The 18,287-nt window shown below is 62.5% G+C and carries 14 protein-coding genes and 2 pseudogenes; 7 read left to right on the top strand and 9 right to left on the bottom strand.

The genetic code is table 11. The features are described from left to right. Positions 1–194: 194 nt before the first annotated feature. Genes ASG11_RS05125 through ASG11_RS05115 form a run of 3 tightly spaced genes read right to left on the bottom strand, consistent with a single transcriptional unit; the run spans position 195 to position 3,984 of the window. On the bottom strand, positions 195–2,351 hold the full coding sequence (locus tag ASG11_RS05125) for a xanthine dehydrogenase family protein molybdopterin-binding subunit (protein WP_055775996.1): 2,157 nt from the start codon (positions 2,349–2,351) through the stop codon (positions 195–197). After that, a complete protein-coding gene (locus tag ASG11_RS05120) occupies positions 2,348–3,367 on the bottom strand; it encodes an FAD binding domain-containing protein (protein WP_055775994.1) in 1,020 nt (339 codons plus the stop codon). The genes ASG11_RS05125 and ASG11_RS05120 overlap by 4 nt, the downstream gene beginning before the upstream one ends. Further along, positions 3,367–3,984, bottom strand: coding sequence for a (2Fe-2S)-binding protein (locus ASG11_RS05115; RefSeq protein WP_055775990.1), 618 nt, complete (start codon positions 3,982–3,984; stop codon positions 3,367–3,369). Before ASG11_RS05115 ends, ASG11_RS05120 begins: the two co-directional genes overlap by 1 nt. 495 nt (positions 3,985–4,479) lie before the next feature. On the opposite strand from ASG11_RS05115, the gene ASG11_RS05110 reads away from it, so the two are divergent. The 4 genes from ASG11_RS05110 to ASG11_RS05095 all read left to right on the top strand — a co-directional run bounded on the left by ASG11_RS05110 (position 4,480) and on the right by ASG11_RS05095 (position 9,876). Continuing rightward, a complete protein-coding gene (locus ASG11_RS05110; protein WP_055775983.1) occupies positions 4,480–6,678 on the top strand; it encodes a xanthine dehydrogenase family protein molybdopterin-binding subunit in 2,199 nt (732 codons plus the stop codon). A 440-nt stretch (positions 6,679–7,118) separates the two neighbouring features. Next, on the top strand, positions 7,119–7,964 hold the full coding sequence (locus tag ASG11_RS05105; RefSeq protein ID WP_156363663.1) for an alpha/beta hydrolase: 846 nt from the start codon (positions 7,119–7,121) through the stop codon (positions 7,962–7,964). A 182-nt stretch (positions 7,965–8,146) separates the two neighbouring features. Next, positions 8,147–8,581, top strand: a complete 435-nt coding sequence (locus tag ASG11_RS05100; RefSeq protein WP_055775980.1) for a DUF2231 domain-containing protein — start codon at positions 8,147–8,149, stop codon at positions 8,579–8,581. Beyond that, positions 8,581–9,876 carry a PQQ-dependent sugar dehydrogenase gene (locus ASG11_RS05095; protein ID WP_055775978.1) on the top strand — a complete coding sequence of 432 codons (1,296 nt, stop codon included), beginning with the start codon at positions 8,581–8,583 and terminating at the stop codon, positions 9,874–9,876. The genes ASG11_RS05100 and ASG11_RS05095 overlap by 1 nt, the downstream gene beginning before the upstream one ends. A gap of 591 nt (positions 9,877–10,467) precedes the next feature. On the opposite strand, the gene ASG11_RS05090 is transcribed toward ASG11_RS05095, so the two are convergent. The 4 genes and pseudogenes from ASG11_RS05090 to ASG11_RS05075 form a co-directional block, all read right to left on the bottom strand. Then, the gene (locus tag ASG11_RS05090; RefSeq protein WP_055775976.1) at positions 10,468–11,256 is read right to left on the bottom strand and encodes a hypothetical protein; all 789 of its coding nucleotides are present in this window, start codon (positions 11,254–11,256) and stop codon (positions 10,468–10,470) included. A gap of 519 nt (positions 11,257–11,775) precedes the next feature. Beyond that, positions 11,776–12,408, bottom strand: coding sequence for a class I SAM-dependent methyltransferase (locus ASG11_RS05085; protein WP_055775973.1), 633 nt, complete (start codon positions 12,406–12,408; stop codon positions 11,776–11,778). A gap of 75 nt (positions 12,409–12,483) precedes the next feature. Next, positions 12,484–12,933, bottom strand: coding sequence for a nuclear transport factor 2 family protein (locus tag ASG11_RS05080; protein WP_055775965.1), 450 nt, complete (start codon positions 12,931–12,933; stop codon positions 12,484–12,486). 31 nt (positions 12,934–12,964) lie between these two features. Next, positions 12,965–13,714 (bottom strand): annotated as a pseudogene (locus ASG11_RS05075) (glucose 1-dehydrogenase). Positions 13,715–13,860: 146 nt separating this feature from the next. On the opposite strand from ASG11_RS05075, the gene ASG11_RS05070 reads away from it, so the two are divergent. After that, positions 13,861–14,826, top strand: a complete 966-nt coding sequence (locus ASG11_RS05070) for a LysR family transcriptional regulator (protein ID WP_236697388.1) — start codon at positions 13,861–13,863, stop codon at positions 14,824–14,826. Positions 14,827–14,943: 117 nt separating this feature from the next. Here the strand turns inward: ASG11_RS05070 and ASG11_RS19215 are convergent. Both ASG11_RS19215 and ASG11_RS19210 read right to left on the bottom strand, forming a co-directional pair. After that, positions 14,944–15,507: pseudogene (locus ASG11_RS19215) on the bottom strand (LysR substrate-binding domain-containing protein). Positions 15,508–15,579: 72 nt separating this feature from the next. Beyond that, the gene (locus tag ASG11_RS19210; RefSeq protein ID WP_236697387.1) at positions 15,580–15,858 is read right to left on the bottom strand and encodes a helix-turn-helix domain-containing protein; all 279 of its coding nucleotides are present in this window, start codon (positions 15,856–15,858) and stop codon (positions 15,580–15,582) included. A gap of 56 nt (positions 15,859–15,914) precedes the next feature. Here ASG11_RS19210 and ASG11_RS05060 point away from each other — a divergent pair, with 56 nt between their 5' ends. Together ASG11_RS05060 and ASG11_RS05055 are read left to right on the top strand one after the other, a co-directional pair. Further along, positions 15,915–16,784 (top strand): aldo/keto reductase family oxidoreductase, encoded by an 870-nt coding sequence (locus ASG11_RS05060; RefSeq protein WP_055775962.1) that lies wholly within the window; start codon positions 15,915–15,917, stop codon positions 16,782–16,784. 461 nt (positions 16,785–17,245) lie between these two features. Then, positions 17,246–18,160, top strand: a complete 915-nt coding sequence (locus ASG11_RS05055; protein ID WP_055775960.1) for an alpha/beta hydrolase — start codon at positions 17,246–17,248, stop codon at positions 18,158–18,160. Positions 18,161–18,287: the final 127 nt, after the last annotated feature.

Raw genomic sequence — 18,287 nt, 5'->3', positions numbered from 1 at the left:
TGTTGTCTGCCATCGGTGATGAAGTCGATCACTTGACCGCTAGCGTGGCCGTCCTGAACGAACGACCGATTTTTGGGTCGACTGATACCAATCGCAGGGGCCGGTTATGGGTCAAAAGCACTTATTGCGAAGTCGAGAGGATTTAACCATCCAAAGGCCGAAACGGTTTTGGCAATTCCGCTGTACTCTCTGCATCATAGCAAGTCGTCAACACGGAATGGCATCTCCCGCAGCCGTTTCCCCGTGGCATGATAGACTGCATTGGCGATCGCAGCTGCGCACCCGGTCATGGCGACCTCACCCAGTCCCTTGGCGCCGAGCGTGTTGAACTGCAGGTCTGGACGATCGATGAACCCGACGTCGATCTCGCCTATATCCGCATTCACCGCAATGACATAGTCGGCCAGGTCGTTATTGAGCCAGCCGCCAAAACGCGGGTCAACTTCACTCGCTTCGCGTAGGCAGGCGCTGACGCCCCATACGACGCCGCCACGGACCTGACTGGCGGCGGTGCGCGGCGAGATTACGCGGCCGCAATCGGCGATGCTGACGACGCGTGGCACGCGGATGCGCCGGGTATATGGTTCGACATGCACTTCGACGAAATGGGCGATGTAGCTGAAGCTAGTGAATTCAGGATAATCGGGCCCCGAAACTGCCATGCCGCCCTGACGCAGCCTCTCGACCTCCTTCCCGCCCTGGCCAGGACCTGTCGTCGTTACCTCAACCTGCACGAACGGGCGGCGCACCGTCGCGAGCTGACGGTGCAAATTGCCGCCGGGGGTCCGTCCGGCGAGCAGCTGGGCCATCGCCGCCTTCAGCTTGGCGGCGGCCTGTTCGGCGGCGGGCACCGCGCTCGCCGTACCCCACGATCCGGCGGTGACGTGCTGCGGTGCGACCGAGGTGTCGCCGATGGCGATCTCCAGTCGCGCCGGATCGATCGCCAGATCGCGGACAAGGATCTGCTCGATCGTCGAGCGGATACCCTGACCCATCTCATGCCCGGCGGCGGCGAAGCGGGTGGTGCCGTCCGCACCGACGCGAAGCGTAGCGATGTTGGGATGCACGTTCGCGGGATAGGCACCGCAGCCCACGCCCCATCCGATCTGCGTGCCGTCGGGTCGCACCATCGCGCCTGCTGCCAGCGGGCGGTCCTTCCAGCCAAACCGGCGCGCGCCTTCGATCACGCAATCACTCAGGTAGCAGGACGAGAACGGCTTGTCGTCGATGGGATCGCGCGTAGCACGGTGGCGCAGCCGGAACGCGACCGGATCGACGCCCAGCTTTACCGCAAGTTCGTCGACCGCGCTGTCGAACGCGAAAGATGAGGGATGCGGTGTCGGCGCGCGCATGTAGCCGGGGGCCTGCGAGTCGATGCGGATGTTGGCGGCGGTGCCGTGATAGTCGGCGATGCCGTACATCATCGGCGGCGACTCATGGTATTTGGGCGGGAACTGGCCTTGACGCGACTGCTGCTGGTCGGCGTCGTAGCGCACCGCGATCATGCGCCCCCCGGCGTCCGCGCCGATCTCGATGCGGTGGCGGTTCTTCGGACGGAAGGTGGCGTTGTGGAAGATCTGCCCGCGCGGCACGACCAGCTTAACCGGGCGTCCGAGCAGCATCGCCGCGCGCGCGACCAAGGCGGTTTGGCGCTGCGCGGCGCCCTTCTGCCCAAACCCGCCGCCGACTTGCGGGCTCTTGACCACAACCTGATCAGCGCTGAGGCGGAGCGTGCGCATCAGCGCGCCCTTGACCATGTTGCTGCCCTGCGTGCCCTCGTAGACGGTCAGCACGCCGTCTTTCCACTCGGCGGTGGTCGACAGCATTTCCATCGGGTTGTGGTGCTGCGCGGGGCTAACATACTCGGCACGGTGGCGCGTAACGGCGCGGTTCATAGCCGTTGCCGCATCGCCACCAGTGATCGGCTCGACCGGCTGGCGAACTGCGCCTCTGTCGTTGATCGTCGCAGTGAAACTCGAGTCCGTGGCGTAGACCGGGCGGATAGCCTCGGCACCCTCGATCGCCGCTTCCAGCGTCTCGGCGATGACCAAGGCGACCGGCTGGCCGCGATAGGCGATTTCGGCGGTAAGCGTCGGCGGCGGCGGCGGGGCGCCCGGCTGCGCGGCGGGCGGCGGGGGGAAGTCGGCGCTTGTCAGCACCGTGACCACGCCGGGCACCTTGAGCGCGGCGTCGAGCGACAGCGCGGTGACGCGTCCTTTGGCGATCGTCGCCGGCACCTGCATTGCATAGAGCAGGCCAGTCATCCCATAATCCGCAGCGTATTTGGTAGCGCCGAGTACCTTCTCGCGCGCATCGACACGCGGGCGGTTCGGGAAAGGAGCGCTCGTCATGCCGGTTTCTTCTCCGCAGCGATCATCAGCGCGTCCGCTACGGTGCGCGCGGCGAGTTCGATCTTGAAGCCGTTGCCGCGGCCCGCCTTGGCACCGGTAAGCGCGACGCGTCCGGCAGCAAGCGCGGTTTCGCGCGTCAATTGCTTGCCGGCCAATCCTGTTTCCGCCGCTAACGCCCGCCACGGCCGGGTCGCGACACCACCAAGCGCTATCCGCGCCTGCCGGACGTTGTCACCCTCCATGTCAAGTGCGACGGCGGCGGAGGCCAGCGCAAAGGCATAGCTCTCGCGGTCGCGGATCTTATGATAAGTCGATCGCCGGCCGACTGGCGCCTTCGGCACAACGATCGCAGTGATAAATTCGCCCGGCGTCAGCGCGAACTCGATGTGCGGTGTATCCCCCGGCAGACGGTAGAGTTCGGCAACCGGCAGCGATCGAGTTCCCGCCGGCCCGAGGATTTCAACATAAGCGTCTAGCGCGACCAGCGCGACCGGCCAGTCGCCCGGCGACACCGCAGTGCACGAAGTGCTTTGTCCCAGCACCGCCTGTCCGCGATCGAGCCCGCCAATCGCCGCGCAGCCCGATCCGGGGTCGCGCTTGTTGCACGGATAGGTCGTGCCGGCCGATACCCCGCCCGCGCCGTTGCGGAAATAGAGACACCGCGTTCGCTGCAGCAGGTTGCCGCCGACTGTCGCCATGTTGCGCAACTGCTGCGACGCGGCCTTCGCAAGCGACTCCGCCAGAACCGGATAGTCGCGCAGCACAACGCGGTCGGTCGCCACCGCGCTCATCGGCGCCAGCGCTTGAAAACGCAGCTTGTCGCCACTGGTGTCGATACGATCTAGCCCGCTGATTGCGGTCACGTCGATCAGATGTTCGGGCCGCTCTATATCGAGCTTCATCAGGTCATAGAGCGTGGTACCGCCGGCAATGTATCGGGCACCGTGGCCTGCGGCGGCAAACGCCGCGATCGCGGCCTGTGGGCTGTCGGGGCGGGCATAGCTGAACGGCCGCATCAGACCCGACGCCCCTTGCCGGCGACGTCCTCGATCGCATCAACGATCCCGACATAGGCGCCACAGCGGCAAATGTTGCCGCTCATTGCCTCGCGGATCGTGGCGCGGCTCGTCGCTTTGCCTTCGCGGATGCAGGCGACGGCGGCCATGATCTGGCCAGGCGTACAATAGCCGCACTGTAACGCGTCGTGGTCGATAAACGCCTGTTGCATCGGGTGTAGCCGTTCCCCCTCGGCCAATCCCTCGATCGTCGTCACAGCTTGCCCGTTTGTCTTCGCGGCCAGCGTGAGGCAGGAGACCACACGGCGGCTATTGATGTGAACGGTGCACGCGCCGCACTGGCCATGGTCACAGCCCTTTTTCGCTCCAGTGAGTTTGAGCTTCTCACGGAGTAGGTCGAGTAGCGAAGTGCGCGGGTCGATCGTGACTGGGGTCGCACGTCCGTTCACGATCGGCGTTATCGCGAGCGTCGCGCCGCTCGGCGGTATAGATACCTTTGCTTGCACCGCGTCCCCGTCGACCAACACGAACGCTGCGGCCAGGCCTGCGGTGCTGCCGATCGCGGTACGTCGTGTTATAGTCGTGGGATCGTTCTCGGATCGTTCGCCGCCGTCCATTCGCTGCACCCTCGATCGTTTTGCGCCATTATGCAGATCTTGTAGCGCAATAATCGGGCCTTGCCACGCACTCCGATCACCTCGTTGCGCAACGACCGTGAAGGGCACATGGCAGAGCCGTCCACGACGCGTCTATCTTCATCACCGGCGCAAGGCTCGCTGGAAACATTGGTACATCGCCTAAGGCCGCGCTTAGCCCCTCGGTGGTCCTGAGATCTTTCGCCAGCCCCCGTTCTGCGCACGGGCGCTTACTGACACACCATTAAGGGCTTCGCGATACGCGGGTTGTCAAAGCATGTCAGAGCATGAACGAACGTCCGGTTTCGGGAGCGCTGAGATTACGCTGAATGTCTGGACCTGGGTCAAACCAACCGCTTGATCGGTCTGATAATCCGATTCGGCCGGCTGATTTAGGGTCACCTTCGGTCACTTCGCGCATGCTATCGGTGCAACTTCGAGCGCAAGCGCCCATATGAAGATCTTGGGAGCGCACCGATGAACAAGATGATGATGGACGAGCCGTTCCGCCCCGTGGGGCTGACGCACGCGCAACAGGGTCTGCTCGGCCGTCCTTTGGCGCGGATCGACGGGCCAGCGAAGGTCACCGGCTCGGCGACCTACGCGTATGAGGGAACACCGGATGGCATTACCTACGCCGCGATCGTCGGGACGCCGGTGGGTTCGGGCAGGGTCACGGCGATCGACGCCACCGCGGCAGAGGCAATGTCGGGCGTGCTCGCCGTCGTCCATGGCGATCCGCGAATGCCGGCTGGCGAGGCGAACAGCCGTGCGATGCCCAGCATGGCAACAGACCGCATTTTTCACGCTGGCCAGCCTGTCGCGATCGTCGTCGCCGAGAGCTTGCTCGTTGCGCAAGAGGCCGCCGCGCTCGTTCGCGTCTCGACGGAGCCGGGCGAGGACCGCTTTGACCCGCGTGCTCAACCAGTAGACCGCAAGCCGGCGATTGGGTTCCTGCCGCCAGTTCGCAAGGGCGATCTGGACGCCGCGCTGGCTGCGGCCGCCGTCGTCTTAGACCGGACCTATACGACGCCGATCCACTTTCCCGCCGCCCTCGAGCCGCACGCGTCTACCGTGTGGTGGGACGAAGGCCGCCTGACGGTGCGGTCGAGCAACCAAGTGATCGGCGCGGCACGCACAACGATCGCTCAGGTGCTGGGGATCGATCCTCACAACGTGCGCGTCCTCGCGCCCTATGTCGGTGGCGGCTTCGGCGGCAAGACCGGGGTCGGCCCCGAGGTTATCCTGGCCGCGATTGCCGCCGAGCGGGTCGGGCGGCCGGTCAAGATAGCTCTGCCGCGCCGCCAGACGGCTTACATGGTCCACCACCGCTCCGACACGGTGCAGCGATTGCGTATCGCCTGCGATGCGGATGGTCATATTAGCGCGATGGCGCATGAAAGCATCGCCGCACAGAACGACGATGGCGAATTTCTGGAACCGGTGCCGTTCGGCACGATGCCGCTCTACGCCGGCGAGACGCGGTGGTTCACGACCGACCTCGTCCGCGTGGACCTGCCCGCCACCGGCGCAGTGCGCGCGCCCGGCGAGGCTGTCGGCACCTTTGGGGTCGAGTGCGCAATGGACGAGCTTGCGGAGCAACTCCGGCTTGATCCCGTCGAACTGAGAAAGCGCAATGAGCCCGAGACCGATCCGCTGAACGGCAAGCCCTTCAGCACGCGCCGGCTGCTCGACTGCTATGATGAGGGCATGCGCCGGTTCGGCTGGGCCCCGCAACCGGTCGCGTCTGTGCGCGAGGGTGAGTGGCTGATCGGGACTGGTATGGCCGCGGCGCTACGGGGCAACTTCACGGTCAACGCTGAGGCCCGGGTGACGTTGGCGGCGGACGGCCGCGCGGTAGTAGAGACCGACATGACCGACATCGGCACTGGCACCTACACCATTCTAGCACAGACGGTTGGCGAGATGCTGGGCCTCCCGCTCACTTCGGTCGAGGTGCGGATCGGCGACACCGATCTGCCACCCAGCGCCGGCTCGGGCGGGTCATTCGGTGCCGGCTCGGCTTGCGCCGCCGCAATTCTCGCCTGCGAGGACATCTTGGCCGAACTTGCGCTGCGGATGAATGCGGCACCCGACGAGCTGAGGCTAAAAGACGGCTGCGTCAGCGTCGGCGGCCGACAGGTAAGCCTGCTCGACCTCGTGCGCGGCAAGGCAATTGTCGGTAACGGCAAAACTGGCCCGGGAGCCGAGAGCAGGCGCACCAGCCAGGCAAGCCACGGCGCGCACTTTTGTGAGGTCGCGGTCAACGCCGTAACTGGTGAGGTGCGCGTGCGGCGCATGCTCGGCGTGTTCGATGTCGGCCGCGTCATAAACCGCAAAACCGCCGCGAGCCAGCTGATCGGCGGGATCGTCTGGGGTATCGCCTATGCGCTATGCGAGGAAGCGGCCGTCGACCCGCGCTCGGGGCGGTTCGTAAACCCGGACTTTGGCGAGTATCACGTAGCGACGCATGCGGATGTCCCAAATATCGATGTGCACTTTATTGAGCAGATTGATGACTCCGCCAACCCTGCGGGCGCCAAGGGGGTAGGTGAACTTGGCATATCGGGTGCCGGCGCGGCCGTCGCGAACGCAGTATACAACGCCACGGGCGTCCGGGTGCGCGACTTCCCGATCACGCTCGACAAGCTGCTGGACGGACTGCCGGCGAGCTGATGGGCGACGAGCCTGAACCGGTACAGTCTGTCCCGCTGAACAATGCCGTACGGCACCGGCAGGGTGTAGTGCATCGATCGTTTGGTTAGGCCGCGATGGGATGAATGACCCATTTTCGGCCCTTCGGCGATCGCTGATCTTCGCCTAACTCCGGACGCTCATTCATTCTTGCGGGCTTCTCGACCTCGTCCCCTGTAAGGCGAAATGGACGCAAACACCCAAATTGCGCATCCCGCGTACTACGGCAATCGAATGGCGATAGGCGCTTCGGGTAAAACTTCGGCGTTCAAGGGTCAGCTGCGGAAATTAACGGAGAACAATGGTGTGAGAAACGACATGAACCGCCGCGGTCAATCTGGGTCATGTGCGAGTGGACGGCAACGATCGTGCTGACAACCAAACATGCCGCCGCTCTAGTAATCATAGTTATCTTTGGAGGCATGGCCGCCGCCGCCCTGACCTCGCCGCCCGGCCTGCTCAGCTTTCTCGACGGTATCGTCGGAGGTGGCCGGGGGACTCACCGGACGGGCACGGGCGTGCCGTTCGGCACCCACGGTCAGGCTTTGGACGTGTGGCAACCGTCCGGTGGACCGCGTAAGAACCTGCCCGTCGTGATCTTCTGGTACGGCGGCGGCTGGGCACATGGATCGCGCGGGGCCTATGCCTTTGCCGGTCGCGCATTGGCACGCCGAGGCTTCGTTGCCGTCATCCCCGACTATCGCAAAGTACCGCAGGTGCGCTTTCCCGCGTTTCTGCAGGACGGCGCCGAAGCGGTCAGGTGGGTGCGTGATCATGTCGCCGATTACGGCGGAGACCCGAACCGCATCGCCCTCGCTGGCCATTCGGCCGGTGCGTACACGGTCGCGATGCTGACGCTCGATCAGCGCTGGCTGCGCGCCGAGAATGTCGACCCGCATGTCATCAAGGCGGCGGTCGGGCTATGCGGGCCTTACGACTTCTATCCCTTCACGGTACAGCGCGCCGCCGATGCTATGCGCGGTGCAGCAGATCCCGTGATGACCCAGCCAATCCAGTTCGCCCGCGCCGATGCCGCGCCGATGCTGCTGGTCTCCGCCGGTGACGACGTACAGGTTCGCGCCCACAACGCAATCAATCTCACCGCCCGGATCAAGGCGATGGGAGGCCGCGTCCTGCACGAAGACTATCCAGGGCTTAGCCACGAAAACATCGTCATGGCATTGTCCAAGCCGTTTCGGAGCAAGGGGCCGGTTCTGGACCATGCCGTGGCATTCCTGAACCGGGAGATGCCGCCGCGCGCCAAATAGTCAGGCCAACTGGAATACAGCGGAGTTGCCCGGTGGCTATCGGTGCGACGGTGGCCTTCAAATAGACCTCGGCTGCCGGAGAAATTCGAACCAAAAAGGCGCGAACGTGAGGGGAGCGGGTGGATCGGAACGCAAGGCATCTGCCGGGCGTATGATAGGTTCCTCAAAGACGGACGAACGTCATGGCGACCGAACCTCTCTACCGTCAAGCCTCTGGCTCCCATCCGATTCACGGCATGCTGGCCGCTTACCCTCTCGCTTTCTTCTCGGCCGCATTGGTCAGCGACATAGCCTATGCCAACACGGCACAGATGCAGTGGGCGAACTTCTCGGTGTGGCTGATCGCCGGCGGATTGTTAATGGGCCTGCTGGCCGCCATCGCCGGTATAGCCGATGCCGTCATGCATCGCGGCGTACCGCGCCGGCGGCCCTGGCCGCACAGCATCGGCGTCGGGTTGATGATGATGCTCGCCTTGATCAACGCCTTTATCCATAGCCGCGATGCATGGACATCGGTGATGCCCGCCGGGCTGATCTTATCGGCCATCGTCGCGGTTCTCGCGGTAGCGACGAGCTGGATGGGATATTCGCTCGAAGCCCGGCAGGAGTTGAAGTAATGCGCGCGACGTTAATGTTCGCCAGCGCCGTTGGCGCCCTTGCCTTGACCGGTTGCAGCGGAGCCGGCGGCGATACCACCGAACAGATCGGTCCAAACCCGAAATTGCCCGCGCAGAACCAGTATCTCGTTCCACCGATGCACGTCGCCAGCCCGGAAGCCTGGGGCGACAGGATTCCAATGGTAGCCCCGGGCCTGAAGATCTCCGCTTTCGCGACCGGCCTCAAAAACGTGCGAAACGTCTATGCGCTGCCCAATGGCGACATTTTGGCTGTAGAACCGAAGCCGCCGAGCGAGCCGGTGACACGTCCGAAGGACATAGTCGTGGGGTTCGTTCAGAGCCTTGGTCACAGCAAGGTGACCGGTGCCAACCAAATCACCCTGCTTCGTGATACGAACGGCGACGGCAAAGCCGATGTCCGCACCGTGCTGCTCGATAATCTCGTCGCGCCGTTCGGCGTGGTGCTGGTCGGGAGGGACCTCTACGTTGCAAACACCGACGCGATCGTGCGGTATCCTTACGTCACCGGGCAAACGAAGATCACAGCACCCGGCACGGTCTTGACCGAATTGCCCGGCGGCCCGATCAACCATCACTGGACCAAGAGCCTGACTGCCAGTCCCGACGGCAGCAAATTGTACGTCGGCATCGGATCGAACAGCAACATCACCGAGGCGGGGATGGAGGCCGAAAAGGATCGGGCAAGGATCTGGGAGGTTGATCGCAGGACCGGCGCGCACCGCGACTATGCGACGGGCCTGCGCAACCCGAACGGCCTTACCTTTAATCCAGCCAGCGGCGAGCTGTGGGCGGTCATCAACGAACGCGACGAACTCGGACCGGATTTGGTGCCAGACTATATGACCTCGGTGAAGTCCGGCGCGTTTTACGGGTGGCCGTGGAGCTATTGGGGCCGAAATGTCGACCCTCGCGTGATGCCGCGCCGACCGGACAAAGTGGCGAAGGCGATCATGCCGGATTTCGGCCTGAGTTCTCACGTCGCGCCGCTCGGAATGCTGTTTTATGATGGCGCAAGCATGCCGGCCTATCGCGGCGGCGCTTTCGTCGGCGAACATGGGAGTTGGAACCGGGGTCATCTGAACGGCTACAAGGTCGTTTGGGTGCCGTTCGCCGGCGCACAGCCAAGTGGGAAAGCGAAAGACGTGGTGACCGGTTTCATCGCATCGGACGGTAAGGCGCTTGGCCGACCTGTGGCATTGACCGTCGACAGGGCCGGCGCGCTGCTGATCGCCGACGATCTCGGCAACATCGTGTGGCGAGTTACCGGGGGATGACAGGCTATAACAGAGTGCTGCCGCTCCTAATTGGCCTTTACACGCGCGCCGCGACGATTGGCCGGCAGCTGGACGCGTGAGGCCTACCCACCGGACTGGGTCGCGCTTCGGTTATAAGCGCGCTCACCGTGCAACTCACTCGGGCCTGTGGCCACCGAACTGCAGCGATTGGTCAAGGCTGGCGTGAAAGACCCACATTCAGACATTCGCGGTCTTTTGGCCCTTTCCACGAATCGGACTCTCATTCATCAGAGCAGGAGATTGGGAAAGCGCCCATTTAGGCCCATTGATTCACTCCTTCGGTACAGTGTGACGAGTAATCGGTGATAGAGGCCGGCTTGTCCCGGATAGCGCGCAAATAGAGACGCGAGTTGTGAATTGCCCGCCGACGCTGGAACAACGCGGGATCGAAAGCCGGCGTTGTCGCAATTTCCGATGCGATTGTTTGATCGCCGATGTCGCGATGATTCGGAAGGCCGGGGAAGGGCCGACGCTTAAGGCGCCGGCCCGTTAGACAAGGTGGGTCCGTGGCGTGCAACCGATCTGAACCTGCGGCGCAGCACGCAGCTTCTCGCGCATCCCCGCAAGTAGCTATTGCTTTCTAAGCGTGAACTCGTCTGTGGTCCCAGCCTTCAAATTTACAGCCTTCAATGTCATGGTCGTGGCATTCACCGGCATATAAGTATAGGTTCCAACAGCTTTGCCACCGACATAATCCGTCTCGACAAAGCCCCCGCCAGCCTTGGTCAAAGCGACCATCGCGTTTGCCTTGTCCCCCATGAAAGCCACCTTTGGTCCGCCTAATTCGGCGGTATAGTGCTCGCCTGTACCGAGCGTCAGCGTGACGGCTTTGCCCGACGTAGTGATTGTTGCAGTTAGGTTCTCTTCTGCGATCTGGGCGCCATCATTGACAGCTACCCACGATCCGCTGGCGGCATGCCCGCCAACTGGCGCCGTCCCGACACGCTTCGACATACTGGTGCTGGTCGTTGTTTTACCTGATGCGTTGTCTGCCGAGACAGACGTATAGGTTAGCATGCGACCATCATTCGACGCCGCAACCTTCGTGGTGCCGACTAGCACTCCCTTACGAAAGCGCTTCCACTCCAACGTGCTAGCATCCAAAACAGTGACAGCGGCTGCATCCCAATAGTCGCGCCCAGCCACTGGGTGAGGCTGACCATCAGCAGCAATCTTATACGGGGGTGTGCACGAGGTGCAGTCGTAAACGCCGTCCTTGACGACGAAAACGTCAGGTTTTGTCGATAGTTTAGCGGTTGCAGTATCCGCCTTCCACGTCCCATCGATCTGGCCGGCCGCATGGGCCGGCACGGAAGCAACGAGTGTCAGGAAGCTCAAAGCGACATTAAAGCGGTTCATTATAATCCCCCTAAATCAATTGAAGACTCGATTCTTGGGCGACCCGGTACCGAGACTACCCTTAGGTTTCCCACTGCGCAATCGAATGCTTTACTGGCCTGCACCCGAAGATTTGGGCCATTCTTGAGGCATCTGGTAATCAACCTACGGCAATGCGCGGCTTACTGGTGACCTTGAGACAATGTCATTTTCGGTGTCGCCGGACGGCCTCGATGAATCGATCAAGTCGTCCCGCAATCTCTCGTGTACGATCCGTCATATCCGGAACGACCCAATGGCGGACGTTCCCAGTACCTCGGTCGCCTGCCCAAAGCGGAAGCTCGTTCAGTTTTAGATTTCGGCTCGAATTTCACCATTGGTCTATGATCGGCGGGTTTGCGCACCCGCGCGCGAGCAACGGTTGTTGACGAAGGCGCCAATCAATCTCTGTCCGGGTCATCCACGCACGAAGCAAGTCGGTTCGGCTTAGGGACCTTTAGCGGCTGGCGGTCGCTACTGCGGCCAGGAAGCCAGGGTATGTCACGGCTTGATGAACCGGTAGGCGAAGCGATCCGTCTCGCCGTTGATGGCCGGATCGAACACCCGGATGGCGTGCGTATCGTCCGCATTGGCAAACATGTCGCTCTCCGCATCCAACACGAAGCCGGCTGCTTCGACTTCCGCGCGGACCAGCGCCGGGTCGATGCGATGCATCGAGGGGGTGTCGCTGCTGCCTGACCCGGCTGCGGCGGCGTGATCGACGATGACGTAGCGGCCGCCGGGCTTTAGCGCGGCAAAGACGGCGCGATTGAAGGCGTCGGCCGTGGCGCCCTTGGCCTGCATCAGCGAAGTGTGCAGATCGTGATAGAATAAGTGCATCCACACGACATCTGCGGCCGAGGTCGCGTCCGCGATTGCGACGACATCGGCCGAGACGGCGTGGACATTCTCCCGCCCCGCCTCCTGCGCGAGCGTTCGCATAAGCCCGACCGGATCGTTCTTGAAGTGGGCGACTTCGGCCGGGACAAAGGTGTACACCCGCCCTTCTAGCCCTACGACGTCGGAATAGATGCGGGCCCAGTCACCGCCCCCGGGATAAACGTCGATGACGGTGTCGCCCGCCGTAATCGTGGTGAACTGGATGAGCTCGCATTGTTTGTCTTGATCGTACATCGAAATTTCCTTTGAATTGAGTGGCGATAGGCGCGCGCCGCGCGGGCGGTTAGCCCCCCCTGCAGATCGCGTGTCTTATGACGCGCGTTGTGCGGCTCCGATCTCGGTCGGCGATTGCTTGGCGGCGGTGTCGACCGTCGCCGCCCACGCCAATGCCTGCGTATCGACATATTCCCGGATGATGGTCAGCTTGCCGTCGCGAACAGTGATTGCGAACACCCATTCGTCGACGAACGGCTTGTTCGTGGCTTTGACTTTCCCGGTGGCGACGCCGAGCACGAGAACACGGTCCCCTTGAGCGATGATCTCACGCGGTTCGGTCGATGTCTCAAGCGACCGGGATGCCGTCTCGAGTAGGTCGGTCACGCCAGCATGTCCCTGGTGTGACCCTGCCAGCGGCCAGTCGCGCCCCGGAATGATCCATTCAATGTCTTCGGCGACCAGCGCCAGGAGAGCCTCCCGGTCGCCGCGACCGATCGCGGCGAAAAAGTCTTTCACGGTTTTAACGGTGTCCGCGGTGTTCATGAGAGGCTCTCCAATTGGTGGTTAGGTTAGGTCAGACCTGCGCCATGCCCCCATCGACGGCGAGATCGATGCCGGTGACGTACGAGCTCTCATCGGAGGCGAGGAACAGCACGGCGGCAGCAACTTCCTCGGCCTTGCCCCGTCGACCGAGCGGAACCTGCGACGCGAAGCTCGCTGCCGCCTGTTCGATCTGGTCGGCAGTGAGCCCGACCTTTTCCAGAGCCGGGGTTTCGATCGGGCCGGGGCTCATCGAATTCACGCGGATCTTTCGATCCTTGAGTTCCACCGTCCAGCCGCGCGCGAAGGTGCGGACCGCAGCTTTGGCAGCCGCGTACGCGCTGAACGCCGGATCGCCCCTAACATTCGCGACCGAAGCGGTCAGGATGATCGAGCCGCCGTCCTTGAAGAGCGGAAGTGCTTTCTGAACCGTGAAGAACGTGCCCTTCGCGTTCAGGTCGAATGTCTTGTCGAAATGCTCTTCGGTCGCGACTTCAAGCGGCGCAAGCTCGCCCCAGCCGGCATTCGCGAAGAGCACGTCGACATGACCGTACTTTTCCTTCACGACGGCATAGAGCCGGTCCAGGTCCTAAAGGCGCGTCACGTCACCCGCGACCATCGTGACGTTGCTGCCGATAGCGGCAGCAGCCTCCTGGAGTTCCTTCTCGCGCCGCCCGGTGATGACTACCTGCGCGCCTTCCACGACAAATCGCTTGGCGGTGGCCAATCCGATGCCGCTGTTTCCGCCGGTGATAACGGCGACCTTGCCTTCGAGCCTTTTCATTTCGTCGATCCTTCTGTGCCTGGGGATATCTCCCGACCGCCTCCAGATGGGTCGACTTCGCTTGCTTCAGCAGTGCGACATCCAGCACATCGGTGGTGCGTGAATGCACCGGCCACCAACCTGATTGGCGCTGCGGAGTTCAGTTCATGCAGCGGATCGTCGGGAAAAGGCTTCCGAACTCAACACTGTCGGTGCAACAGCGCACCATGATCGATTGGGATGATGTCCGCTATTTTCTCGCTGCGGCGCGCGGTGGCTCGGTCCGCGCCGCGGCCAAAGAGCTGTCGGTGAACCACGCAACGGTGCTGCGGCGCATTTCTCAACTCGAGGAACGCCTCGGCGCCCGGATGTTCGAAAAGCTACCCACGGGCTATCGCCTGACCGAAGCAGGCGAGGAGGTGCTCGAACTCGCGATCCAGATGGAAGCGTCGTCGCATCAGCTCGAAACGCGCGTCCTCGGGCGCGACCAAAGCGCGCGCGGCGCGCTGCGCGTAACGTTGACGCCAATCCTCGCGACGCACCTGCTGATGCCGGATTTTGCCGACTTCGCTCGCCTCTACCCGGAAATCGAAATGGAGATCCTGTCGTCGGGCGAGTTGGCGAACCTCACCAACCGGGAAGCGGATGTTGCGATCCGCGTCGTCTACGACCGCAAGACGCTGCCGCTCAATTTGCACGGCCTGAAGGGTCCCGAGGTGTTCGGCAGCGTCTACGTGTCGCGCGATCGGCTTGCCGAATGGCAGTCCGGTGCGGGCGAGTCGCTGCGGTGGATCGTCATCGCCACGCACGGCATTCCGGACTGGGCGAGCGAAGGTGCGGTGCGGACCGCGGGGGTGCCGTTTAAGGTCACCGACGCCGGAGCGGAGATCGCGGCCGTCAAAGAAGGTCTCGGTATTGCGACCCTGCCCTGTTTTGTTGGAGATGCGGACCCTCAGCTCGAAAGGGTGCCGGACACCAACCTACACATGTACGGGACGCTCTGGCTTCTGACACAAGGCGAAACGCGGAAAACTAAGCGCGTTCGGCTTTTTACAGAGTTCATATCAGAAAGGATCGTAGGGTATGGGCGGCGTCTCACCGGTCAGTTACCGGCGGGCGGGTCCTCAGCTTAGATGACACAAAAGCGGACGTTCTGGGCACTTTCTGCACAGTCCGGAAGCGGACGTTCGTTAAGCTCGGCCGCGCGGCCCAATCTCGGCTCTTTTTTAGCGGGCGTCGACTTAATGAAATCAATGAAGGCTCGCAGCGGGGGCGGTACTAATCGGCGGTCGGAATAATAGAGGAAAGGGCCTGAAAAATGGTTGCCACCAGTCCTCCAGCACAAGCTCCAACGCTCCGCTGTTGAGATGTGGTCGCAGCCAATCTTCAAACAGTGTGATGATTCCCAAACCGGAAATGGCAGCTTCGACAGCAAGATCAGTCGCGCCACCAACCTGCACGACAAGTGGCCCGCGAGGTTCGATCCGGACGATCTCGCCGGCACGCTCGAACTCCCACGGACTCGTCAGTGCGCCACTCGCAAAGCGCCCGAGCAGGCAAGCGTGATCGAGCAGATCGCGCGGATGTCGAGGGCGACCCTGACGATCGAGATAGGTCGATGCAGCGGCGGTGGCCATGCGCTGCTCACGCGGTCCGATCGGCACCGCAATCATGTCCTGCTCCAGCCTATCGTCGTATCAGATTCCGGCGTCACACCCCGCAGCAAGAACGTCGACGAAGCTGTCTTCCGCCACGATCTCCAGCCGGATGCCGGGGTGCGCGGCCAAAAAGCCCGGGATGATCGCGGGCAGCACCAGCCGTGCGGCGCTGACCGGCACGTTTAAGCGAAGCGCTCCCGCTAAGCCTCCCCGAAAGTTGCCGACCGCTTAGAGCGCCGCGCCGACTTCGCCAAACGCTGGCGTCAGCCGTGTGATAAGCTCTGCACCGGCCTCGGTCGGCGTAACGCTGCGGGTCATTCGGTGAAGCAGGCGCACGCCGAGCCTCGTCTCCAGGCGCCTTACGGCTTCGCTCAGCGTCGATGCGCTCGTCCCGCTTACACGTGCCGCGTCACGAAAGCCGCGCGCTTTCGCCACCGCAATAAAGGAGGTCAAGTCTCCGAGATCAGCATCCATCGTCCGGTTTTCTGTACAACCCGTGCGGATCATGCAGGATTATCGCGCGCTTCGCCAATGGCTATCTCAAGGAAGAAGAGGAGAACGACATGCAGACGATCGATCAGGCGGGCAGCTTTCGCTTAGGCGACCGCACCGTGAAGCGGCTGGGTTATGGTGCCATGCAGCTCGCGGGCCCCGGCGTGTTCGGGCCGCCGCGCGATCGCGATGCGGCGCTTGCCGTGTTGCGCGAGGCGGTTGGCGCCGGGGTCGATCATATCGACACAAGCGACTTCTACGGTCCGCACGTGACAAACCAGATTATTCGCGAGGCACTTCATCCCTACCCTGACGACCTGACGATCGTGACGAAGGTCGGGGCTGTGCGTGGCGAGGACGGTTCCTGGAACCCAGCACAAGACGCCGCGTCGCTAACCGCAGCGGTTCACGATAATTTGCGCAACCTCGGCCTGGACGTACTGGACGTCGTCAATATGCGCTTCATGGGAGGCGGTGACGGGCATGGGCCGGCGGAGGGGCCTATCGAACCTCAACTGGCCGCGCTTGCGGCCCTCAAGGACCAAGGACTGATCCGCAACATTGGGCTAAGCAACGTAACGGCTCTACAAGTCGAGAAGGCGCGTGATGTCGTCCAAATTGTCTGTGTGCAGAACCAATATAATCTTGCGTACCGCGACGATGACGCGATGATCGACGCGCTGGCGGCGGACGGAATCGCATATGTTCCATTCTTCCCGCTCGGCGGCTTCAGCCCGCTGCAGTCGCAGACCCTGTCCGACGTCGCTGCGAGCTTTAGTGCGACGCCGATGCAGGTGGCGCTCGCATGGCTGCTCCAGCGGTCGCCCAATATCCTTCTGATCCCCGGCACGTCTTCGATATCTCATCTTCGGGAGAACCTCGCGGCGGCGGGGTTAAACCTCCCCGCCGAGGCTGTCACCGCTCTGGACGACATCGGATGACAAACAGGTGGCTTCAGTAGCTGCGAACATCAAATTGACCGAGATTCCGAAATCGGAGGCTCATTGAGGTTATTCCAGACAGCGGTCATTCGTTTATCGGTCCGTTACCGCAGAGAAATTTTCGGAGATCCGAAAATCGACCGAAGTCGTTCGCCAAGAAAGGCGTCGCTCCTTTGCTTTATCGATTCCAATCGTCGGCTGCTCGGCATCTTACCTCAGGGTTTGTCCGGTTAGCCGGCTCCCTTACGGCGTCGGTTCGAATATTGGAACGGGTCGGCTGTGCAGCTGTAGCTGAACCAATCTCCGTGGTCACTTGCGTTTGCGAGCGGTATAAAGGACCCAGAACCCGACGCTCAGCCGCCTCGAACGCCTTCCAAGCTTCTGTCGTTCGTTCAGGTTGACAGGCTCCCTTTTGGCGGCCGAAAAATTGCTATTAATATGCGAACGTGCGGGGGCGTCTTATGCGGAAGTGGATCTGGGGCGGCGTCGTAATAGTCATCGTCGGGCTCGGCATCGCGGCGTGGCCGTACGCCCGCTTCGCTTATCTTTGGCACTTCTATGGTCCGTCTGCCCTCGAGCGCATGGCGGTGAACGCTCCGACCGATACTGTCCGCTACGGCCCCGCACCGAAGCAATATGCCGATCTGCGCGTGCCGCCCGGCAAAGGACCCTTCCCGATCGCCGTGATCATCCATGGTGGTTGCTGGGACGTCAGCTTCGGCAGTAGCGGGACGATCGCACCCATTGCCGATGCACTGACCAGACGAGGCATTGCCACCTTGAACGTGCAGTACCGCGTTGTCGGCGATCCCGGCGGTGGATGGCCCGGAACAATGCGCGACGTGGGCACTGCAATCGATGCGGTGAGGCAGCTTGCTCGGCGTTACCCGCTCGACCTGAATCGAATGGTGGTGGCCGGGCACTCGGCAGGTGCGCAGCTCGCACTCTGGAGCGCGATGCGCGACCGGCTGTCGCCTGGCAGCCAGATAGCGTTGCCAGATCCGTTGATGCCAAGGGCGGTGGTAGCGATAGACGGGCCGGGCGCGCTGGCCGAATTCATTGGCCAGGATGCGGACGCCTGCGGCAAGCCAGTGATCGTACCCTTCATGGGCGGCACTCCGGCCCAGGTGCCGCAGCGCTACCGTGACGCTTCTCCCCAAGATCACCTACCGCTGCACGTCCCTCAGTACCTCGCTCAGGCAGCGTTCGCCGATCTCATGCAGCATTATATCGATAAGGCACGTCGATCAGGCGATCCGGTCACTGCCTACCGTCCGGCTAATACCGGCCACTTCAGCATCATCAATCCGACCTTGCCGCAGGGCCAAGGAACGGTGGCGCCAATAACAGATGCGGTCCGGAAGCTGCCAAAATAGGCTGGCCAGCGTGTGCCGGATAGAAGGTTGACCGATATTTAATCATTAAAAGCCGCTCTACGGCATACCGATAGAGGATATTCGTTCAGATGATCGCCTTTCGGGATTGCTCTCGTTTGATCGTGAA

The organism is Sphingomonas sp. Leaf357, from assembly GCF_001423845.1.
In the GTDB taxonomy this organism is placed as follows: Bacteria; Pseudomonadota; Alphaproteobacteria; order Sphingomonadales; family Sphingomonadaceae; genus Sphingomonas.
The sequence above is the reverse complement of the archived record's forward strand: the minus strand, read 5'-3'. Positions and strand labels throughout refer to the sequence as shown.